The sequence below is a fragment of the Undibacterium sp. Ji49W genome, assembly GCF_049340205.1.
Classification (GTDB): Bacteria; Pseudomonadota; Gammaproteobacteria; order Burkholderiales; family Burkholderiaceae_D; genus Undibacterium.
Genome location: NZ_JBMPOW010000002.1, coordinates 197233 through 214151, shown reverse-complemented (window position 1 = coordinate 214151; position 16919 = coordinate 197233). Strand labels below are relative to the sequence as shown.

Sequence of the window (16919 nt, the reverse complement as noted above, 5' to 3'; positions counted from 1 at the left end):
CTCAGTCCACAATGCAGGTATGGAAACTCCTGCCCCTCCTTCATTTTTACCAGCACTGGTAGACCGATTTGGCCGCCGGGTCAGTTATTTGCGCCTGTCTGTCACTGACCGTTGTGATCTGCGTTGCAGTTATTGCATGCCCAAAGGTTTTTCAGGTTTTGAAGAGCCAGAGAACTGGCTACGCTTTGAAGAAATTACCCGGGTTGTTGCTGCATTTTCCCGCATGGGCGTAGGACGTGTGCGTCTGACCGGCGGCGAGCCTTTGTTGCGCCGCGGTTTGCCACAACTGGTGGCACAATTATCCGGATTGCCTGGATTGAAGGATATCTCCCTTTCCACCAATGCGACGCAGTTGCACAAGCATGCACAAGTCTTGCACGATGCTGGCGTGCGCCGTATTAATGTCAGCCTGGATAGCCTGGACCGGGCGTGTACAGAAAAAATAACTGGGCGTGACAGTTTCGACAGCATCATGGCTGGCCTACAGGCTGGCAAGCAGGCGGGGTTCGATCCCATCAAGCTGAATATGGTGGTAATGCGTGGCATCAATGACCATGAAATCATGCGCATGGCGCAATTCTGCTTTGAAGAAGGCTTTATTTTGCGTCTGATCGAAGCGATGCCCATGGGGGAGACTGGGCGTAACAGCCAGTATATGGATATAGGCCCGATCCGCGATCAGTTGGTTAGCCGGTTTAATTTAATCCCCGCAGCGGCAGAGCTGGGTGGCGGCCCGGCCCGTTACTGGACTACGGGCGACAGCAAAGGGACGATAGGCTTCATTTCCCCTATCAGCCAGCATTTCTGCGCCACTTGCAACCGGGTGCGCCTGTCGGTTGATGGTACTCTGTATATGTGCCTGGGACAGGAAGAAAAGTTTGAATTACGTCCCTTGCTGCGTGCGGGTATCAGTGACCATGAACTGGATGCAGCAATACGGACGGCGATAGAATTAAAGCCGGAGCGTCATGAGTTCAAGGAACAGCCGCATAAAATCATCCGCTTCATGTCGCAAACTGGCGGTTAGCAGAATGATGGAGTAGCAGATGGAAGTCAGAAATATTCAGCAATTCATAGAAGGGTTCCAGCGTTTTCAAAGCAAATATTTCACAGGGGAAGACCGCCTGTTTGAAAAGCTGAATCACGGCCAGAATCCCACCACCTTATTGATAGGTTGTTGCGATTCACGTGTAGATCCGGCCTTGCTGCTTGATTGTGATCCCGGCGATATTTTTGTAGTTCGCAACGTCGCCAACCTGGTGCCACCCTGCAATGAATCAGCACAACAGCATGGGGTCAGTGCGGCCATACAGTTTGCCGTCGAGGCACTGAATGTAAAGCGCATCATTGTCATGGGACATGAAAAATGTGGCGGCATACGGGCACTGATGCAGGGTTACCAACCTAGCCGCAAGATAGATTTCATCGGTCGCTGGATGAAGATAATTGAACCGGTCAAGCAGCAAGTGCTACAGCAACTGGCGAATTTTTCCGAAGCGGAACAGATACGTGCCTGTGAACTGGGGGCAGTCATCAACTCATTGAATAATCTGCGCAGTTTCCCCTGGATATCCGAACGTGAGGCCAGAGGCGATATTGCCTTGCATGGCTGGTATTTTGATATGAGCAACGGTGCCTTGCTGGCCTATTCAGAACGGTCGGATACTTTTTTACCTATGGTGTGCCCTTTGAGCCTTACGACCAAGGAGCTTGCCGGCAAAGCCATCATAAAGGAAGTCTCTTACAGCGAACCATGAAAATTGCTCTGCAATGCGCCTATACTAGGTGTGACTACCCTTGACTACACCTTACACATACTAAGCAAATACCTTCTATGAACCCTATATCAGGCTCACCCCATACCTTGCCAGTAGGCAAGCGCCTGACTTTCAGGATACTGTTGACGACACTGATAGGTCTGGGCCTGACGCTGGCAGCAGTCGGCTACACCTTATTGTTATCATGGCAATTGGAAGGTGGTGGCGCCGCGATCAATGAGGCGGGCAGCCTGCGCATGCGTTCATATCGGCTGGTCATGGAACTTGAGCATGCTCAGGCCACGTCCAGAGTTGAGCAGGAGCTGGAAGATTTTAATCGTACTTTAACTGACTTGCAGACCGGAGATGCGAAACGGCCATTGTTCTTGCCTTCTTCCAAACCCATTCGTGAACAAATGCTATTGGTGCAAAATGAATGGCAGCAACATATACAGGTCTATGCCAAAACGGTATTGGCAGAGGTCGATCCACAAAAAAAGCAGACTGCCTTGGCCCTGTATACCAAAGAGCTACCGGTTTTTGTAGACAGCATCAACAAACTGGTATCACTGGTAGAAGTCGAGTTGACTGAAAAAACGACCTGGTTGCGTTTATGCCAGACCACCCTGATTTTTCTGTCACTGGCTGCCAGTATTGCATTGCTGTATTTGTTGTACCTGTGGATAGTCGGCCCCGTGACTCGCATGCAGGCAGGTATTGCGCGCATGTCCAAGGACGACTTGAGCGTGCGCCTGCCGATTGAAACCGAGGATGAATTTGGTGTTCTGGCACATGCTTTCAACCAGATGGCTGATCATGTACAAAGCGTACACCGTACCCTCGAAGAGCGCGTTGCAGAAAAGACCGCCAGGCTGCAAGACCAGAATCATGAGATAAGCACTCTGTATGAAATCGCCGGTTTTCTGGCAGGGCCGCATGCGATAGAAGAATTATGCCGGGGCTTCTTGCACAGGATAATGCACAGAATAGAAGCCGATGGCGGTACGGTACGCATCCTCGATAATCAAAGCGATAACCTGCATATTACCGTGCATGAAGGTATCTCGGAAAAAATGATAGAAGAGGAGCATTGCATCAAGACTGATGACTGCCTGTGCGGGACTGCAACTCACCAGGGCATCATTATTGTCCGGGATTTCCGCAAGATGGACCAGCAGCGTCGTTACCGCTGTCAGGAAGAAGGATTTTTTTCGCTGGCAGTTTTCCAGATATTGGCGCGTGAACAGGTCATCGGCAGTTTCTCATTGCATTTTTCGAAAGAGCGCAATATCACCAGTGAAGAGCGACGGCTGTTGGAAACCCTGGGAAAAAACTTGGGCGTGGCCATCGAAAACCAGCGCCTGATTGCCAGAGAAAAAGAATTTGCCGTATCGAATGAACGCAATCTGTTGGCGCAGGGGCTGCATGACAGCATTGCGCAAGGTTTGAACTTCTTGAATTTACAGGTACAGATGTTGGAAGATTCCCTGAGTCGTAATGACGTGGAAGAAATTAAAGATATCACCCCCTTGCTACGTGCCGGTGTACAGGAAAGCTATGAGGACGTGAGGGAGCTGTTGCTTAATTTCCGCACACGTCTGCAAGACAGTAATTTGGAATCGGAAATGCGCAATGTCGTCAGCAAATTCCAGCGTCAGACCGGTGTCCATGGTGAGATTGAATTTGTCGGCAATGGCGCCCCACTTGCGCCTGAACAGCAATTGCAGGTGCTGTTCATTTTGCAAGAGGCTTTGTCAAATGTGCGGAAGCATGCGCAAGCCAGCGAAGTCAGGGTCAAGGTACAGAATGAGCGTGATTTTTCTCTGACCGTGACGGACGATGGCGAGGGCTTTAACATGGATAGAATTCACGAAAAAGGTGAAGAACATGTCGGCCTGCGCATCATGCGAGAACGGGCAGAGCGGTTGGCGGCCAAATTTGACATCCATAGTCAGGTCGGCGAAGGTACGACCATCGCACTGGAGTTATTGCGGCAAGAACGTCTGGTAGCATGACGTCATTGTTAGGACTTACACAAAACCGCCCCAGCTGCGTTGCAGCTCCTCTCCTAGGAGCCGCGTACTAAAGTACTGTCTTCGTCGCTACGGTGTATTTGGGGTTTCAGACAACATGTTGTCTGCCAACGTAACGAACCTCCCCTGCAAGGGAGGTTTCCTAAAAGCGATAGGTGTAGTCGGTGTTTCAGACAACATGTTGTCTGCCGACGAAACGAACCTCCCTTGCAAGGGAGGTTTCCTAAAAGCGATAGTCTTGCCGGGACAATTTTGCGTAAGTCCTAATTGAAAAAAAACAGAAAGCATGGAAAATAAATGCCAATCAAGATTTTATTAGTGGATGACCACACTCTCTTCCGTAGTGGCATTCGCCTGCTGCTACAGCGTAATCCAGAGTTTGAAATTGTTGGCGAAGCCGTGGATGGACTGGATGGCGTCAAACGTGCAAAACAATTGCGTCCCGACGTGGTGTTGATGGATTTGAATATGCCAGGCCTGTCAGGGCTGGAAGCGATGCAGCTTATTGTTGAAGATTTACCTGATACTGCGGTATTGATGTTGACTGTATCTGAAGAGGCTGAGGATTTAAGCACCGCATTGAAGAACGGGGCGCGTGGATATTTATTGAAAAATATTGAAGCAGAATATCTGACACAGGCAATCAAACGTGCCGCCGCCGGCGAGCCAGTGATTGCCGAATCCATGACGGCCAAGCTGGTCATGCAATTTCGTTCTGGCCATAATCAGAGCAATATCCCTAAAAAAGAGAAGCTGACCCCAAGAGAACGCGAAACCATGGTTTGCCTGGCGCGAGGTGAGAGCAATAAAGAAATTGCCCGTAATCTGGATGTTGCAGAAAGCACCGTCAAAATTCATGTGCAAAATATTCTTAAAAAACTCAATTTAAGCAGCCGCGTTCAGATTGCTGTGTATGCGGTTGAACATGGCCTGGATAAAAACTAGATCCCTTCTTACCCATTTGCAGCGTCTGCCTAGTCCTACCGGCGTATAGGCGTAACAGTCCATCACTTCTACACTGGACCTCTGTCAGTTTGCCGGAGATCTGTGATGACAAAAATAAATCTGTTGGGTTTGTTGCAAAATCATGCGCTGTTTCGTCACGTTGCGGTAGAAGATTTTAGCGAACTGCAAAAAGAAGTCGTCAAGACAGAATTACATAAGGGCGCGACCTTATTTCGCAAAGGAGATATCGCCGAAGGAACCTATATTGTCGTATTTGGATTGATGAAACTTTGCATTCCCTCTTCACAAGGCAACGACAAAGTCCTGGAATTAATTCGTGCAGGCCAAAGTCTGGGCGAAGCCATGATGTTCCTGGATGAACCTTACCCCTTCTATGCCGAAGCGCTCGAAAATACCCTCCTGCTGAAAATCCCCAGGCATGCGCTATTGCAATTGCTGGATCGCTCTCCCTTAATTTCGCGGCAAATGATGGCAGGTCTGTCTTATCGATTATTGGGATTTATTCGCAATGTCGAGCGTTATTCGTTGCAAAATTCGACGCAGAGAGTGATCGATTATTTGCTACAGCTGTCAGCTTTGCAGGGTAGCAATGACATTCATCTCGAACTCAAAAAACATCTGGTCGCATCCTTGCTGAACCTGTCACCCGAAACCCTGTCACGTGTTTTACACCAATTGATGAACAAGCAATTGATCAAGGTTTATGGCGCCACGATTCACATCGATTCGGCAGAAGCGCTGAAATGCTACCAGAAAAATATTCCGGTCTTGGGTTAAAACCAGCTGATTGCCATTGGGTCTGTGTCGAGTTTTATTGACCCAGGACAATGCCTGAACAAACAAATCTTGTTAGCATTTTGTATCATGAAACCTATTGATTTGGTGGCTCCTGCCGGTAGTCTGGTTGCCCTGAAAGCTGCCGTGGACAAAGGAGCAAACGCGGTATACCTCGGCTTGCGCAACGCGACCAATGCGCGCAATTTTGGTGGGCTTAACTTTGGCGACCACGATATCCGGCAAGGCGTTGCCTATGCGCATGCCCGTGGCCGACAAATTCTATTTGCCATCAATACCTATCCTCAGGCACGTGCCGTCGCCGAGTGGCGCGCCGCCATTGATACGGCAGTGCAGATGGGGGCAGATGCCGTAATACTGGCTGACCCTGGTCTGATGGCTTATGCGCGTGACCGTTACCCCGATTTGCGCCTGCACCTGTCTGTACAGGGGTCAGCGACCACGCTGGACGCGATAGAACTCATGCGTGAGCAATTTGCGATCAGGCGTGCAGTGCTACCACGTGTGCTGACCTTGTCAGAAATTGAAAAAATCATCCGTCAGACCAGTGTGGAAATTGAAGTCTTCGGTTTCGGCAGCCTGTGCGTGATGGCGGAAGGTCGCTGTCTTTTATCCAGCTATGTGACTGGCGATTCACCGAATAACAAAGGTGTCTGTTCACCGGCCCACGCGGTGAGTTGGGAAGAGAAAGATCAAACCATGTATGCCCGCCTGGGTGGAACCCTGATTGATCGCTACGCGCCAGATGAAGCTGCCGGTTACCCGACATTGTGTAAAGGGCGTTTTGAAGTGGAAGGCGAGATTGGCTACGCTCTAGAAGAGCCAACCAGCCTCAACGCCATAGGCCTGTTACCGAAACTCATCAATATGGGTATTGCTGCCATCAAAATCGAAGGCAGGCAGCGCAGTCCCAGCTATGTCAGTCAGGTGGTTGGCACCTTGCGCGCTGCCCTGGATGCCGCACAGCGTGATCCAGAGCGTTATTCGCCACGTACTGACTGGCAGGCCAGCCTGGCCCGCCATGCCGAAGGCGCGCAGGTGACGCAGGGTGCTTTTGAACGTCCGTGGAAATGAATATGTCTGACAGCTTACCATCGTCAATGCCTTTACTGTCTCTTGCACCTTTGGCCTATTACTGGTCAAAGGAAGACACCATGCGTTTTTATGTCGACGCAATGCAGTGGCCGGTCGACATTGTTTATCTGGGTGAAGTCATTTGCTCACGTCGTCATCTGATGAAGCTGGATGACTGGCTGGCCTTGGGAAAGGAATTGCGGGCAGCCGGCAAGCAAGTGGTGTTATCGAGCTTGACCCTGATTGACAGCGAAGCGGACCGGCGCAACATGCAAAGAATGATAGAGCGCGCCTGTGCTGAAGATTTTCTGGTCGAAGCCAATGATTTCAGCGCCGTGCGTGTCATGCAGGGCAAGGCCTTCGTCGCCGGGCCGCATTTGAATATCTATCATGCAGACACGTTGGCATGGCTTGCCAGCCTGGGTGCCAGCCGCTTTTTGCCACCGATAGAAATGGGGCGCGATGATCTGGCAGCCTTGCAACATCAGCGTACTGAATACATGCAGACTGAAGTGCAGGTATGGGGGCGGCTCGCATTGGCGTTTTCATCGCGCTGCTTCACCGCACGGCATCATCGCTTGCGCAAGGATAGTTGCGAATTTCGTTGTGAAAAATATCCTGATGGCATGCCTTTGGCAACCCGCGATGGCAAAGATTTTTTGACCATCAATGGCATACAGACCCAGAGTTCGAGTTGCCTTGACCTGGGCGCGCAATTACCTGAACTGGCCACGATGCAGGTTGATGTTTTACGTCTGCAGCCGCAGGCACAGGGTATGGCAGGGGTGGTTTCTGCGTTTGACGATGCCAGGAAAAAAGGCGCCGCTGCCAACGTCAGTGAAACCTTATTGCCGCCACATGCACAGCGCAGCAACGGTTACTGGGTAGATAAACCTGGTATGCAATGGCTGGCTAACGAACAGATAGGTTAATAGGCGGACTATAAAAATGGATTTAAGCAATTTTCGTTTTCCTAAAAGCATACAGACTTTAGGCAGCTATTTGCCAGCACCTCTGGCGAATGCACCTTTAATGCTGATGCTGGAACTGGCCAGGCGACGCGCGCTGTTGGTGGCACCAGAAAGTCTGTATGGCAAAAGCTTTCGTATCAAGGTGGAAGATTTGGGGCTGTCGCTTTGCTTTTATTGTGACCAGGGTAAATTCAAGCCACGTTCTTCTTTGATTCAGGCGGATGTCAGCCTGTCAGCCAGTGCCATGGATTTTTTTAAATTGGCTTCAGGTCAGGAAGATGCAGATACACTTTTCTTCCGTCGCCGTTTAAAGATGGAAGGCGACACCGAACTGGGAGTCGCCGTGAAATACTGGATAGACGCGAGCGAACGCCCCGCCTGGCTGAGTCAGTTTGCCCAGCGTTTTACTCATGCCGGTGAGACTATGTGATGAAAACCGATCCCTTGCCACTGGTCTATGCATGTTCGGGCTGTTCCAGCGTTGCGCAGTTAGCGAACGATTGCGCGGTCAGGCTAGACCGTGAGCAGAAGGCGCAAATGTCGTGCATCAGCGGCGTCGGTGGGGGTGTCAACAGTCTGGTGAAGCTCGCCCAGTCTGGCAGGACTATACTGGCTTTGGATGGCTGTGCGCTGGCTTGCGCCAACGCCTGTTTGCAGCAAGCCGGGGTGGAGGCAGATGTTCACCTGGTGCTGAATCAGCAAGGTGCGCGCAAGCGTTTTCATGCTGATGCAACTGAAGATGAGACGCAACAGGTATGGCAAACCATAGAGCTGGCCTTGCAGTCATTGAATTCCAAAGTGCTGACAGATTGATGTCAAGCATACCTTGACCTGAAATCTTCCTCAGCTTTATTTACTTACCGGACAGACCATCATGAAACGCCTTGCAACCGCCCCTCACAGGCTGTATTTTTTTCTTGGTGCAGTGGCTGTTTTTATCCTGTTTTTCTGGTGGTGGTTGCAGGTTCAGCATCCACAGACGATGGCAATACCTTTGCATGCTTTACTGATGCCTTTGGGTGTCTTCCCCTTATTTATCCTGGGTTTCACTTTTACAGCTGGCCCCAAATGGTTGGCGGTTACCACCGAAGATGATTATTTCTTATTGCATGGTGCTACTTATTTCTGCGGGCTGATACTGGCAATGCTGGCGGCCAGTCTGGGGCTGCATCCCTTGCGTAGCTCGGGGTTTGCCTTGATGCTGTGTGCCTGGCTTGCTGTTACCTGGCGCTGGGGCGGCCTGATACGGCGCAGCACAGCGCCGGACAAAAAACATGCCCTGGCCATTTTCTTTGCCATGTGTGGCGGTGCCTGTGCGATTGCTGCAACGCTGATGTGGAGCAGTGGCTGGGATGGTGCCTGGATGATCGCCAGGCAATGTGCTTTTTTTGGTTTTTTACTACCGGTATTTTTGACGGTGTGTCATCGCATGCTGCCATTTTTTAGCAGCAATGTGATAAAACCCTATGATATATGGCGTCCGTATTGGCTGCTGGGCCTGTGGCTGGGGGGATGTCTGATACTGGTGGTTGCCGGCGTCTTGCAATGGCGTCTGCCTGAAGCCATCACTGCGGCAGCACTGAGCCTGAGTTTCATCTATACATCATGGCGTTGGGGTGTCATGCGTTGCATGACGAATCGCTTGCTGGCGATGCTGCATCTTTCGTTTGTCTGGCTGGCCATGGTATTTGCGTTACAGGCAGCAGCAGCGTCTGGTGTCGAAGTTGGGTCAGCACCGATACATGCCTTGGGGCTGGGGTTCATGGGAACCATGCTGGTCGGGTTTGTGAGCCGCGTTTCCTTTGGACACAGTGGCCGGCCTTTGCAGGTGTCGAATTTGCTGTGGGGTATCTATCTTGGATTACATCTGGCTGCCGTGTTGCGCGTCGCGGCAAGTTTGTTCTCGCTTCCCCTGCTAATCACCCTATCCGCAACGGCGTGGTTGCTCCTGCTGGCAGGCTGGATCGGCATGATGGTACCGATCTATCTGAAGGCGCGTGCCGACGGTCAGTCCGGCTAGAGTGTCATCATAATTCAGTAAAATTTGTCGCAGCGAAATCCCAGTTCACCAGACTCCAGTAAGCTTCCATATAGGCGGGGCGCTGATTGCGGTAATCGATATAGTAGGCATGTTCCCAGACATCACATGTCAGCAATGGCCTGTCAACCCCGATTAATGGTGTCGCTGCGTTTGAGGTATTTGCAATTGCCAGCGAGCCATCAAAACGTTTCAGCAGCCATGTCCAGCCAGAACCAAAATTACTGATGCAGGACTGCGTAAATTCTTGCTTGAATTTCTCAAATGAACCCCACTGCGCAGTGATGGCATCCCCCAGCGCACCGGTAGCGACGCCGCCACCGCTGGGTGTAAGGCTTTGCCAATAAAAATTGTGGTTCCACACCTGTGCGGCATTATTGAATATGCTACCCGTTGATTTTTTGATGATATTTTCCAATGACTCCCCGGCAAATTCGGTATCCTTGATCAGGGCATTCAGATTTGTCGCATAGGCCTGGTGATGTTTTCCGTAGTGATACTCCAGCGTTTCCTTCGAAATATGCGGTTGCAATGCATCCATTGCATAAGGCAGCTCGGGTAAAGTATGTAGCATGATAGTTCCTTCAGGTTGGTGCGTATTTACTGGTAGTTTTACGGCGCAGTGTCCACCCGCAGCGTCGCCTGTAACGCTATCTCAGGAACACTTGCAAGTGCCTTTGACAGAGGGCAATCACGTTTTGCGATCGCCGCAATTTCCTGGAATTGCTCGTCGTTGATACCTGCGATGGACGCTTCCATCGACAGTTGAACGTGGTCAATCACGAAACCCTCGCCCTCTTTGGATAATCTGATGCTGGCCTTGGTATCCACATCTGTAGTTTTCCAACCGGCTTTTTCACAGGCAAAAGAAAATGCCATGGTAAAGCAGGCTGCATGGGCCGCACCCAATAATTCTTCAGGGTTGCTGCCGCGTCTGTCATCTTCAAAGCGGCTGGCGAAGCCGTAGGGATAGTCTTTCAGTGCTCCGGTTTCGGTACTGATATTGCCTACGGCAGTTTTACCCGAGCCTTCCCAATGTACACTTGCAGTTTTTTCGGTCATGGTAGATCCTTTTTTAGTGGGTGTAGTTACAGGGACCAACGTCGCCAGCGTATTCATTTGAGTCATCTGAGGAGTCATCTGAGCGCTGCTCCTGATCAGAAACCTGAAATTTGAGAACAGCCTATGCTTCTACCTGAAACGCATCTGTTCGCTAACACACGGAAAATTTTTAAGGCGACTCTCTAACGTTGTAGGCCATCACTTTTTTGATAGTTTGATCAGTCAGTCATATGTGAGTCAACGCACAGATCGAATTTCGTCTTTCTCATAAACTGTATCGATATGCTCAGTGATGATGCAGTGATAAATCCATTGCGCGCTGTCGTGTCTGGTTTATTGATCCAGCTTTTCGCTCAAAAGAATTGGCTATAAAATGAATGTCTATCTCCACCATGTATCCGGTTTTTTTACTCAGCGTAGCGAGGCAGAAAGTACTCTGGACAGTTTGCTTTCAAGAGGCATACCGTCAGAGAATATGCAGATTTTTGACAGCAAGCTTGCTACCCCACCCCCAGCAGCTTTGCCTCACCAGCCGGGGCCTGTGGCGGGTAGTGACAGGGCATTGAAAGATATATTGGTCAGTGGTGCGATTGGTACTGCGGTCGGTACAGGATTGGGTGCCCTGGCTGAAGTTGCATTGGTTGCAGCCAATGTCAGTCTCTTTATTGCCAGTCCGCTGATTGCGCCTTTGGTGATGATGGGGTGGGGGGCCAGCATCGGCGGTTTGTTAGGTGCCACGCACGGTACTTTCAAGAAAAATGCTGGCAGCACATCATCTGCTGATGCGTTGGAAACGGATAAATTGGTTGCGGACAAGCAAGGCTGGTTATCCAGCTTGATAGACGATGCCATCATCAGCGGGCAGTTTGTGCTGGTAGTGCAAACCAATACAGAGCAAGAGACAGCCATTGCCCAGGAAGTGATAGAGGCATCAGTGGGCACTTACAAGGACGACAGCATCGCCTGATATGTGATCAAGTATCAATGATGCTTGATGATGTCGGATGATGTTTTAGGGCAACTTCAGCTTAAAAAGCATTCGCTTAAAAAGTATCGCGTAAAACCTGTAAAGCCTCTTTGGTCCATTGCACCCGACTCTCTTCAAAGGTGATGCCGGCTTTCAGAATCAGGTAACGCAGTTGGGCTTCGCGGGCCAGATGTGGCGCGCTGAAGTCGCGTTGCTCTATGTCTCTGTAGTTCTGCAATTCCTGTTCGTGCATTTTCAGGCGTCGCTCAAATTCTTCTGTCAGACCCAGCGGGCCTATCGCGGCATCGGCACGCAATTTGACCATCATATCGTCACGCAATTTCATTGGTGCGCTTGTTTCGCTAGCCCAACGACACAGTTCTTCTCTTCCCGTTGGCAGGATGTTGAATAGTTTCTTGCCAGCACGCCCACCTTCCACTTCTGTGGATATCACCCAGCCCAGGGTTTCCATACGTGCCAGTTCTCTGTAGATTTGCTGGTGGGTGGCGTGCCAGAAATAGCCTATGGATTTGTCAAAACGCCTGGCCAGATCATAGCCAGAGCAGGGTTTTTCAGCGATTGAGGTCAGCAGGGCATGGGGCAAGGACATATTTAGAGTGGGTATACGGTGTGGTTTTCTTACATTTTATATGCAACTGGTTGCATAAACAAACTTGTTTCGCTATTCTCTTATGCAATCAGTTGCATAAGAGCAGAGTTGATCATCATGATCAGTCATTGAAGAAGTTTGCAAGCACTTACATATAAGGAATGCACCATGTCACATTATCCTCACCTGACAAAGCCACTCGATCTTGGCTTTACCACTTTGCCGAATCGCCTGTTAATGGGTTCCATGCACGTAGGGCTGGAAGAGGTGGACAATGGTTTTGAACGCATGGCGGCGTTTTATGCAGAACGTGCACGCGGTGGTGTAGCGCTGATTGTTACTGGCGGCATCGCGCCGAATGAAAGAGCGCGTCCCATGCATGGCGGTGCCATGCTGACCACAGAGGCAGAAGCAGAGCACCATAAAATTGTTACCCAGGCGGTGCATGAAGCAGGTGGCAAGATTGCCATGCAGATTCTGCATTTTGGCCGTTACTCTTACCAGCCCACGCTGGTCGCACCCAGCGCCATCAAGGCACCGATCAATCCCTTCAAGCCGCATGCATTGACGACGGAAGAAGTGGAAGAAACCATTTCCGACTTTGTGCGTTGTGCCACGCTGGCTAAGTCAGCTGGGTATGACGGCGTGGAAGTGATGGGGTCGGAAGGGTATCTGATCAATGAATTTATCGCAGCCCGCACCAACCAGCGTGAAGATGAATGGGGTGGCACGTATGAAAACCGCATCCGCTTCCCGATTGAAATCGTGCGTCGCATCCGTGAAAAGGTAGGCAGCAATTTCATCATCATTTATCGCCTGTCCATGCTGGACCTGGTTGAAGGAGGCTCGACGCTGGATGAAGTGATACAACTGGCGCAGGCGATAGAAGCAGCCGGTGCTACCATCATCAATACCGGCATAGGCTGGCACGAAGCGCGCATTCCCACGATCGCCACCAAAGTGCCACGCGCAGCCTTTGCCTGGGTGACCAAAAAACTCAAGGGCCATGTCAATATCCCGCTGATTGCCACCAATCGCATCAACACACCGGAAGTGGCAGAGCAGTTGCTGGCGGACGATTATTGCGACATGGTTTCCATGGCGCGGCCTTTGCTGGCCGACCCGCTGTTCATGCGCAAGGCTGAACAAGGCAAATCAGATGAAATCAATACCTGCATAGGCTGCAACCAGGCCTGTCTTGACCATACCTTTGGCGGCAAGGTGACATCTTGCCTGGTCAACCCGCGCGCCTGCCACGAAACCGAACTGATCGATGCCCCCCTGGCCAAAGCCAAACGTATAGCGGTTGTTGGTGCCGGCCCTGCGGGCCTGAGTTTCGCTACCACGGCGGCGCATCGCGGTCATGCAGTCACTCTGTTTGACGCAGCATCAGAAATTGGTGGCCAGTTCAATATCGCCAAACAAGTACCGGGCAAGGAAGAGTTTTATGAAACCCTGCGTTATTTCAGCAAGCAGATCAGCCTGACAGGTGTGACTCTGAAACTGAATACCAGAGTGAGCGCCGCCGATTTGCAAGACTTTGATGAAGTGGTGCTGGCGACGGGCATCTTGCCGCGCACACCTGTTATTGATGGCATTGATCACCCTAAAGTATTGAGCTATCTGGATGTCTTGCGTGACAAGAAACCGGTAGGCAAGATGGTGGCCATCATCGGTGCCGGGGGTATCGGTTTTGACGTTGCCGAATACCTGAGCCATAGCGGCACCAGCCCCAGCCTGAACCCGAAGAAATTCTTTGCTGAATGGGGTGTCGATACCGATTACAAAAACGTCGGTGGCCTGTGTGAAGCCGAGATAGAAAAACCGGCACGCCAGATTTTCCTGTTACAGCGCAAGACCTCCAAAGTAGGTGATGGCCTGGGCAAAACCACGGGCTGGATACATCGCACCGGCTTGAAAAACCGTGAAGTGCAGATGATTGCAGGCGTCAGTTATGACAAGGTGGATGATGCCGGTCTACACGTGACTGTGGAAGGTGTGCAAAAACTGATCCCGGTGGATAACGTCATCCTGTGCGCAGGCCAGGAGCCGAGGCGCGAATTGCAGGCCGCACTGGAATCCGCAGGCAAGCCCGTACACCTGATCGGTGGTGCCGACGTGGCAGCCGAACTGGATGCCAAACGCGCTATCAATCAGGGGACACGATTGGCAGCAACGATTTAAATTCGAGGAAGACCTCTCACCACAGAGGCACTGAGGCACAGAGAAAAGCAAAGAAAGGACTTTGATGAGCTGAGCACTTCGTGCAAAGAATCGATTTTTCTTTTCTCTTGCCTTTCTCTGTGACTCTGTGGTTAATGGTCTTGTTTTTTAATTCTGCCCAACATTCTAAAGAGACGTCATGAAAAATCTGCCTGATACTGTTGCAGCTTCTTTGACCACCTGGCATCAGATGATCGCCAGTGGTGATCTGTCTGGTTTACCAGCGATAGTGCATCCCGATGCCGTGTTTCGTTCGCCGATGGCGCATCAGCCATATGCGTCTTCGCAGGCGGTGGTGCTGATTTTAAGCACAGTCGTCAAGGTGTTTGAAAACTTCACTTATCACCGGGAACTGATGTCTGATGATGGCATGAATGTAGTACTGGAGTTCAGCGCCACGGTTGGTGACAAGCAGCTCAAGGGTATAGACATGATACGCTTTGACGAAGCAGGCAAAATAGTCGACTTTGAAGTCATGGTCCGGCCCATGAGTGGCTTGCAGGCGCTGGGGCAAGAGATGGGTGCCAGGCTGGCAAAATATCTGCCAGCCTACAAGGCTGCGATTTAAGTTTACTTAAGTCTATTTGCGCGCTATCCATTTCAGCATACGCATGAGACTGCCCAGCAAGGGCAGCTTTTCATACAGTTCTTCGGCTGCGTCCCAGTAATCACGATGAAAATTGACACGCCCATCATCGTCAAAACGTATATGGGTACTGCCGCGTATGCATTGCTGGTTGGTATGAAAATGTTTCATCGTGAACAGGAAATCCCAGCACAGGAAAGCATTGTCACCTTCCAGTACGGTGGAGGTGATGCGAAAGCTGGGGTCATGCACCTGCGCAAACATATGCTGGAACACATGATTGATGGCGGCTATGCCACGCAATTCATTGAAGGGGTCTTTGAAGTAGGCGTCTTCCGTGTACACCGCAGATAAATCCTGGCAAGCCTCAAGCGATATGCTTTCAAAAAAAACGATCAGTTTTTTCAGACTGGCGCGGTGATCAATATCGTCAGCCAGGCCGCCAGCGGCTTTGTCAGTTAAAGCTTGTACATTCATTTATAAACCTGTGAATTTGTGGACCAGATAAAAATAACTGCGGTAGGGCAGCAGGCGTGCCAGTCGTAACCAGTTTGTAAAACGGTGTGGAAAGTGGATATGAAAATCACCGCGCACCAATCCATTGATCAAAGCCTTGGCGGCTGCCGGAGCCGTCATCAGTGCCGGCATATCGAAATCATTCCCTGCGGTTAACGGGGTTTCCACAAAGCCGGGGTTGATCATATACACGCCTATGTTTTTTGGCCGTAAATCCAGGTACAGTGATTCACACAGATTGATGATCGCCGCCTTGGTCGGGCCGTAGGCGAGCGCCTTTGGCAAGCCTGACAAACCGGCCACAGATCCGACGATACCGATCGCGCCATATCCCTGTTTCAGCAAGGTCGGCAACAATACATCCAGGCACTGGTAAATGCCGCGCAAATTGATGTTGATCAGACTTTCTGCTGCCGCCAGATTAAAGCTGTCAGCACGCATTTCATTGTAGCTACCTGCAACGATCAGCACCAGATCGATTTTGCCCCAACGTTGCATCAATTGTGCGTGGCTGCTGACCACGCTGGCATGGTCTGTGATATCCAGTGCACTTGCATACGCATGCGGATACGCCTGGGCGATGCGCTCAAGTTGCAACTGGTTTCTTGCGGAAACAGTTACGTGTGCGCCCTGTGCCAGCAATTGCCGCGCAGTTTCTTCACCTATACCACTCGAGGCACCGATGACCCAGACGCGCTTATCATGCCATGTGCTGATTTTCGGGTTCATGGCATGTTGTTGCTGCGTTTGGTGAATGACAGCGTCACGCTGCCAAGTTCAACGCCAAACTTGCGCATGATGGCGCGGTTCAGCATTACCTGATCATCCATCAATACCATAGTGTCGTCAAAATCAACGTTGTACACGCTGCCATCGACAGGCAGTGCCAGAACATAATTCCAGTGCAGGGTATTGCCTGACACCACACCCTGAGCTTCACCAATCACATCCGCTGCGGTACCTGTAAAACGATCAGGCCCCACCTTCTTCAGGGTCCAGATACGCTTTTGTTTGCTGCCATCTGAATAGCTGAAGTCTTCGTTCAATGTGCCTATATCTCCGGTCCACTGACAATTCATCACCACAGTAAAACGTTTTACGATGGTACCGGACCTGTCCTGAAACATACCCCAAGCGTCTAGCCTGCCGTTGAAATATGTCTGCAAATCCAGGACGGGCTTTTCATTCGCATAGCGTGCCGGCTGGTACGAACTGGCGCAAGACGTCAGTAACACGAGCAAACTGCAACATAGCAGGCGTTGAAACGACAATAGCAGATTCATGATGATCCTTGGCTGGTCTATATCAAAGACCATATGGC

At 50.8% G+C, this 16919-nt stretch carries 19 protein-coding genes; 13 read left to right on the top strand and 6 right to left on the bottom strand.

Going from position 1 to position 16919, the window contains the following annotated elements:
* Nucleotides 1–19: 19 nt before the first annotated feature.
* From moaA to ACO0LK_RS03380, 10 genes are all read left to right on the top strand, one after another.
* The gene (gene moaA / locus ACO0LK_RS03425; RefSeq protein ID WP_422972179.1) at nt 20–1027 is read left to right on the top strand and encodes a GTP 3',8-cyclase MoaA; all 1008 of its coding nucleotides are present in this window, start codon (nt 20–22) and stop codon (nt 1025–1027) included.
* 19 nt (nt 1028–1046) lie between these two features.
* Complete coding sequence (locus tag ACO0LK_RS03420; protein ID WP_422972177.1) at nt 1047–1757, top strand: carbonic anhydrase; 711 nt, start codon at nt 1047–1049, stop codon at nt 1755–1757.
* A 77-nt stretch (nt 1758–1834) separates the two neighbouring features.
* Nucleotides 1835–3772: a type IV pili methyl-accepting chemotaxis transducer N-terminal domain-containing protein gene (locus ACO0LK_RS03415; protein WP_422972175.1), complete on the top strand. Its 1938-nt coding sequence runs from the start codon at nt 1835–1837 to the stop codon at nt 3770–3772.
* A gap of 315 nt (nt 3773–4087) precedes the next feature.
* Entirely contained in the window at nt 4088–4735 is a 648-nt protein-coding gene (locus ACO0LK_RS03410; RefSeq protein ID WP_422972173.1) for a response regulator, read from the top strand.
* 105 nt (nt 4736–4840) lie between these two features.
* Nucleotides 4841–5533, top strand: a complete 693-nt coding sequence (locus ACO0LK_RS03405) for a Crp/Fnr family transcriptional regulator (RefSeq protein WP_422972171.1) — start codon at nt 4841–4843, stop codon at nt 5531–5533.
* Nucleotides 5534–5620: 87 nt separating this feature from the next.
* A complete protein-coding gene (gene ubiU, locus ACO0LK_RS03400) occupies nt 5621–6625 on the top strand; it encodes a ubiquinone anaerobic biosynthesis protein UbiU (protein WP_422972169.1) in 1005 nt (334 codons plus the stop codon).
* Nucleotides 6626–6627: 2 nt separating this feature from the next.
* The gene (ubiV, locus tag ACO0LK_RS03395; RefSeq protein WP_422972167.1) at nt 6628–7557 is read left to right on the top strand and encodes a ubiquinone anaerobic biosynthesis protein UbiV; all 930 of its coding nucleotides are present in this window, start codon (nt 6628–6630) and stop codon (nt 7555–7557) included.
* A gap of 16 nt (nt 7558–7573) precedes the next feature.
* Nucleotides 7574–8026, top strand: a complete 453-nt coding sequence (gene ubiT, locus ACO0LK_RS03390; protein WP_422972165.1) for a ubiquinone anaerobic biosynthesis accessory factor UbiT — start codon at nt 7574–7576, stop codon at nt 8024–8026.
* Nucleotides 8026–8409, top strand: a complete 384-nt coding sequence (locus ACO0LK_RS03385) for a putative zinc-binding protein (RefSeq protein ID WP_422972163.1) — start codon at nt 8026–8028, stop codon at nt 8407–8409. Before ubiT ends, ACO0LK_RS03385 begins: the two co-directional genes overlap by 1 nt.
* Nucleotides 8410–8470: 61 nt before the next feature.
* Entirely contained in the window at nt 8471–9616 is a 1146-nt protein-coding gene (locus ACO0LK_RS03380; RefSeq protein WP_422972161.1) for an NnrS family protein, read from the top strand.
* A 7-nt stretch (nt 9617–9623) separates the two neighbouring features.
* On the opposite strand, the gene ACO0LK_RS03375 is transcribed toward ACO0LK_RS03380, so the two are convergent.
* The gene (locus ACO0LK_RS03375; RefSeq protein ID WP_422972159.1) at nt 9624–10208 is read right to left on the bottom strand and encodes a superoxide dismutase; all 585 of its coding nucleotides are present in this window, start codon (nt 10206–10208) and stop codon (nt 9624–9626) included.
* Nucleotides 10209–10246: 38 nt separating this feature from the next.
* Entirely contained in the window at nt 10247–10696 is a 450-nt protein-coding gene (locus ACO0LK_RS03370) for an OsmC family protein (protein WP_422972157.1), read from the bottom strand.
* Nucleotides 10697–11069: 373 nt separating this feature from the next.
* On the opposite strand from ACO0LK_RS03370, the gene ACO0LK_RS03365 reads away from it, so the two are divergent.
* The gene (locus ACO0LK_RS03365) at nt 11070–11663 is read left to right on the top strand and encodes a hypothetical protein (RefSeq protein ID WP_422972155.1); all 594 of its coding nucleotides are present in this window, start codon (nt 11070–11072) and stop codon (nt 11661–11663) included.
* Between the two features lie 76 nt (nt 11664–11739).
* Here ACO0LK_RS03365 and ACO0LK_RS03360 read toward each other — a convergent pair whose 3' ends face one another.
* Nucleotides 11740–12273, bottom strand: a complete 534-nt coding sequence (locus ACO0LK_RS03360) for a PadR family transcriptional regulator (protein ID WP_422972153.1) — start codon at nt 12271–12273, stop codon at nt 11740–11742.
* 168 nt (nt 12274–12441) lie between these two features.
* Here ACO0LK_RS03360 and ACO0LK_RS03355 point away from each other — a divergent pair, with 168 nt between their 5' ends.
* Nucleotides 12442–14457 carry an FAD-dependent oxidoreductase gene (locus tag ACO0LK_RS03355; protein ID WP_422972151.1) on the top strand — a complete coding sequence of 672 codons (2016 nt, stop codon included), beginning with the start codon at nt 12442–12444 and terminating at the stop codon, nt 14455–14457.
* A gap of 178 nt (nt 14458–14635) precedes the next feature.
* Nucleotides 14636–15064: a nuclear transport factor 2 family protein gene (locus tag ACO0LK_RS03350; RefSeq protein WP_186947807.1), complete on the top strand. Its 429-nt coding sequence runs from the start codon at nt 14636–14638 to the stop codon at nt 15062–15064.
* 12 nt (nt 15065–15076) lie between these two features.
* Here ACO0LK_RS03350 and ACO0LK_RS03345 read toward each other — a convergent pair whose 3' ends face one another.
* Genes ACO0LK_RS03345 through ACO0LK_RS03335 form a run of 3 tightly spaced genes read right to left on the bottom strand, consistent with a single transcriptional unit; the run spans nt 15077 to nt 16881 of the window.
* Nucleotides 15077–15559, bottom strand: coding sequence for a nuclear transport factor 2 family protein (locus ACO0LK_RS03345; RefSeq protein WP_422972149.1), 483 nt, complete (start codon nt 15557–15559; stop codon nt 15077–15079).
* Nucleotides 15560–16327 carry an SDR family NAD(P)-dependent oxidoreductase gene (locus tag ACO0LK_RS03340; protein ID WP_422972147.1) on the bottom strand — a complete coding sequence of 256 codons (768 nt, stop codon included), beginning with the start codon at nt 16325–16327 and terminating at the stop codon, nt 15560–15562. It lies immediately after the preceding gene.
* Nucleotides 16324–16881, bottom strand: a complete 558-nt coding sequence (locus ACO0LK_RS03335) for a DUF3833 domain-containing protein (RefSeq protein ID WP_422972145.1) — start codon at nt 16879–16881, stop codon at nt 16324–16326. Before ACO0LK_RS03335 ends, ACO0LK_RS03340 begins: the two co-directional genes overlap by 4 nt.
* Between the last annotated feature and the right edge of the window lie 38 nt (nt 16882–16919).

Excerpts from the sequence above, each read along its gene's own strand:
- moaA (WP_422972179.1), top strand. The coding sequence starts at position 20 with ATGGAAACTCCTGCCCCTCCTTCATTTTTACCAGCACTGGTAGACCGA.
- ACO0LK_RS03420 (WP_422972177.1), top strand. The coding sequence starts at position 1,047 with ATGGAAGTCAGAAATATTCAGCAATTCATAGAAGGGTTCCAGCGTTTT.
- ACO0LK_RS03415 (WP_422972175.1), top strand. The coding sequence starts at position 1,835 with ATGAACCCTATATCAGGCTCACCCCATACCTTGCCAGTAGGCAAGCGC.
- ACO0LK_RS03410 (WP_422972173.1), top strand. The coding sequence starts at position 4,088 with ATGCCAATCAAGATTTTATTAGTGGATGACCACACTCTCTTCCGTAGT.
- ACO0LK_RS03405 (WP_422972171.1), top strand. The coding sequence starts at position 4,841 with ATGACAAAAATAAATCTGTTGGGTTTGTTGCAAAATCATGCGCTGTTT.
- ubiU (WP_422972169.1), top strand. The coding sequence starts at position 5,621 with ATGAAACCTATTGATTTGGTGGCTCCTGCCGGTAGTCTGGTTGCCCTG.
- ubiV (WP_422972167.1), top strand. The coding sequence starts at position 6,628 with ATGTCTGACAGCTTACCATCGTCAATGCCTTTACTGTCTCTTGCACCT.
- ubiT (WP_422972165.1), top strand. The coding sequence starts at position 7,574 with ATGGATTTAAGCAATTTTCGTTTTCCTAAAAGCATACAGACTTTAGGC.
- ACO0LK_RS03385 (WP_422972163.1), top strand. The coding sequence starts at position 8,026 with ATGAAAACCGATCCCTTGCCACTGGTCTATGCATGTTCGGGCTGTTCC.
- ACO0LK_RS03380 (WP_422972161.1), top strand. The coding sequence starts at position 8,471 with ATGAAACGCCTTGCAACCGCCCCTCACAGGCTGTATTTTTTTCTTGGT.
- ACO0LK_RS03375 (WP_422972159.1), bottom strand. The coding sequence starts at position 10,208 with ATGCTACATACTTTACCCGAGCTGCCTTATGCAATGGATGCATTGCAA.
- ACO0LK_RS03370 (WP_422972157.1), bottom strand. The coding sequence starts at position 10,696 with ATGACCGAAAAAACTGCAAGTGTACATTGGGAAGGCTCGGGTAAAACT.
- ACO0LK_RS03365 (WP_422972155.1), top strand. The coding sequence starts at position 11,070 with ATGAATGTCTATCTCCACCATGTATCCGGTTTTTTTACTCAGCGTAGC.
- ACO0LK_RS03360 (WP_422972153.1), bottom strand. The coding sequence starts at position 12,273 with ATGTCCTTGCCCCATGCCCTGCTGACCTCAATCGCTGAAAAACCCTGC.
- ACO0LK_RS03355 (WP_422972151.1), top strand. The coding sequence starts at position 12,442 with ATGTCACATTATCCTCACCTGACAAAGCCACTCGATCTTGGCTTTACC.
- ACO0LK_RS03350 (WP_186947807.1), top strand. The coding sequence starts at position 14,636 with ATGAAAAATCTGCCTGATACTGTTGCAGCTTCTTTGACCACCTGGCAT.
- ACO0LK_RS03345 (WP_422972149.1), bottom strand. The coding sequence starts at position 15,559 with ATGAATGTACAAGCTTTAACTGACAAAGCCGCTGGCGGCCTGGCTGAC.
- ACO0LK_RS03340 (WP_422972147.1), bottom strand. The coding sequence starts at position 16,327 with ATGAACCCGAAAATCAGCACATGGCATGATAAGCGCGTCTGGGTCATC.
- ACO0LK_RS03335 (WP_422972145.1), bottom strand. The coding sequence starts at position 16,881 with ATGAATCTGCTATTGTCGTTTCAACGCCTGCTATGTTGCAGTTTGCTC.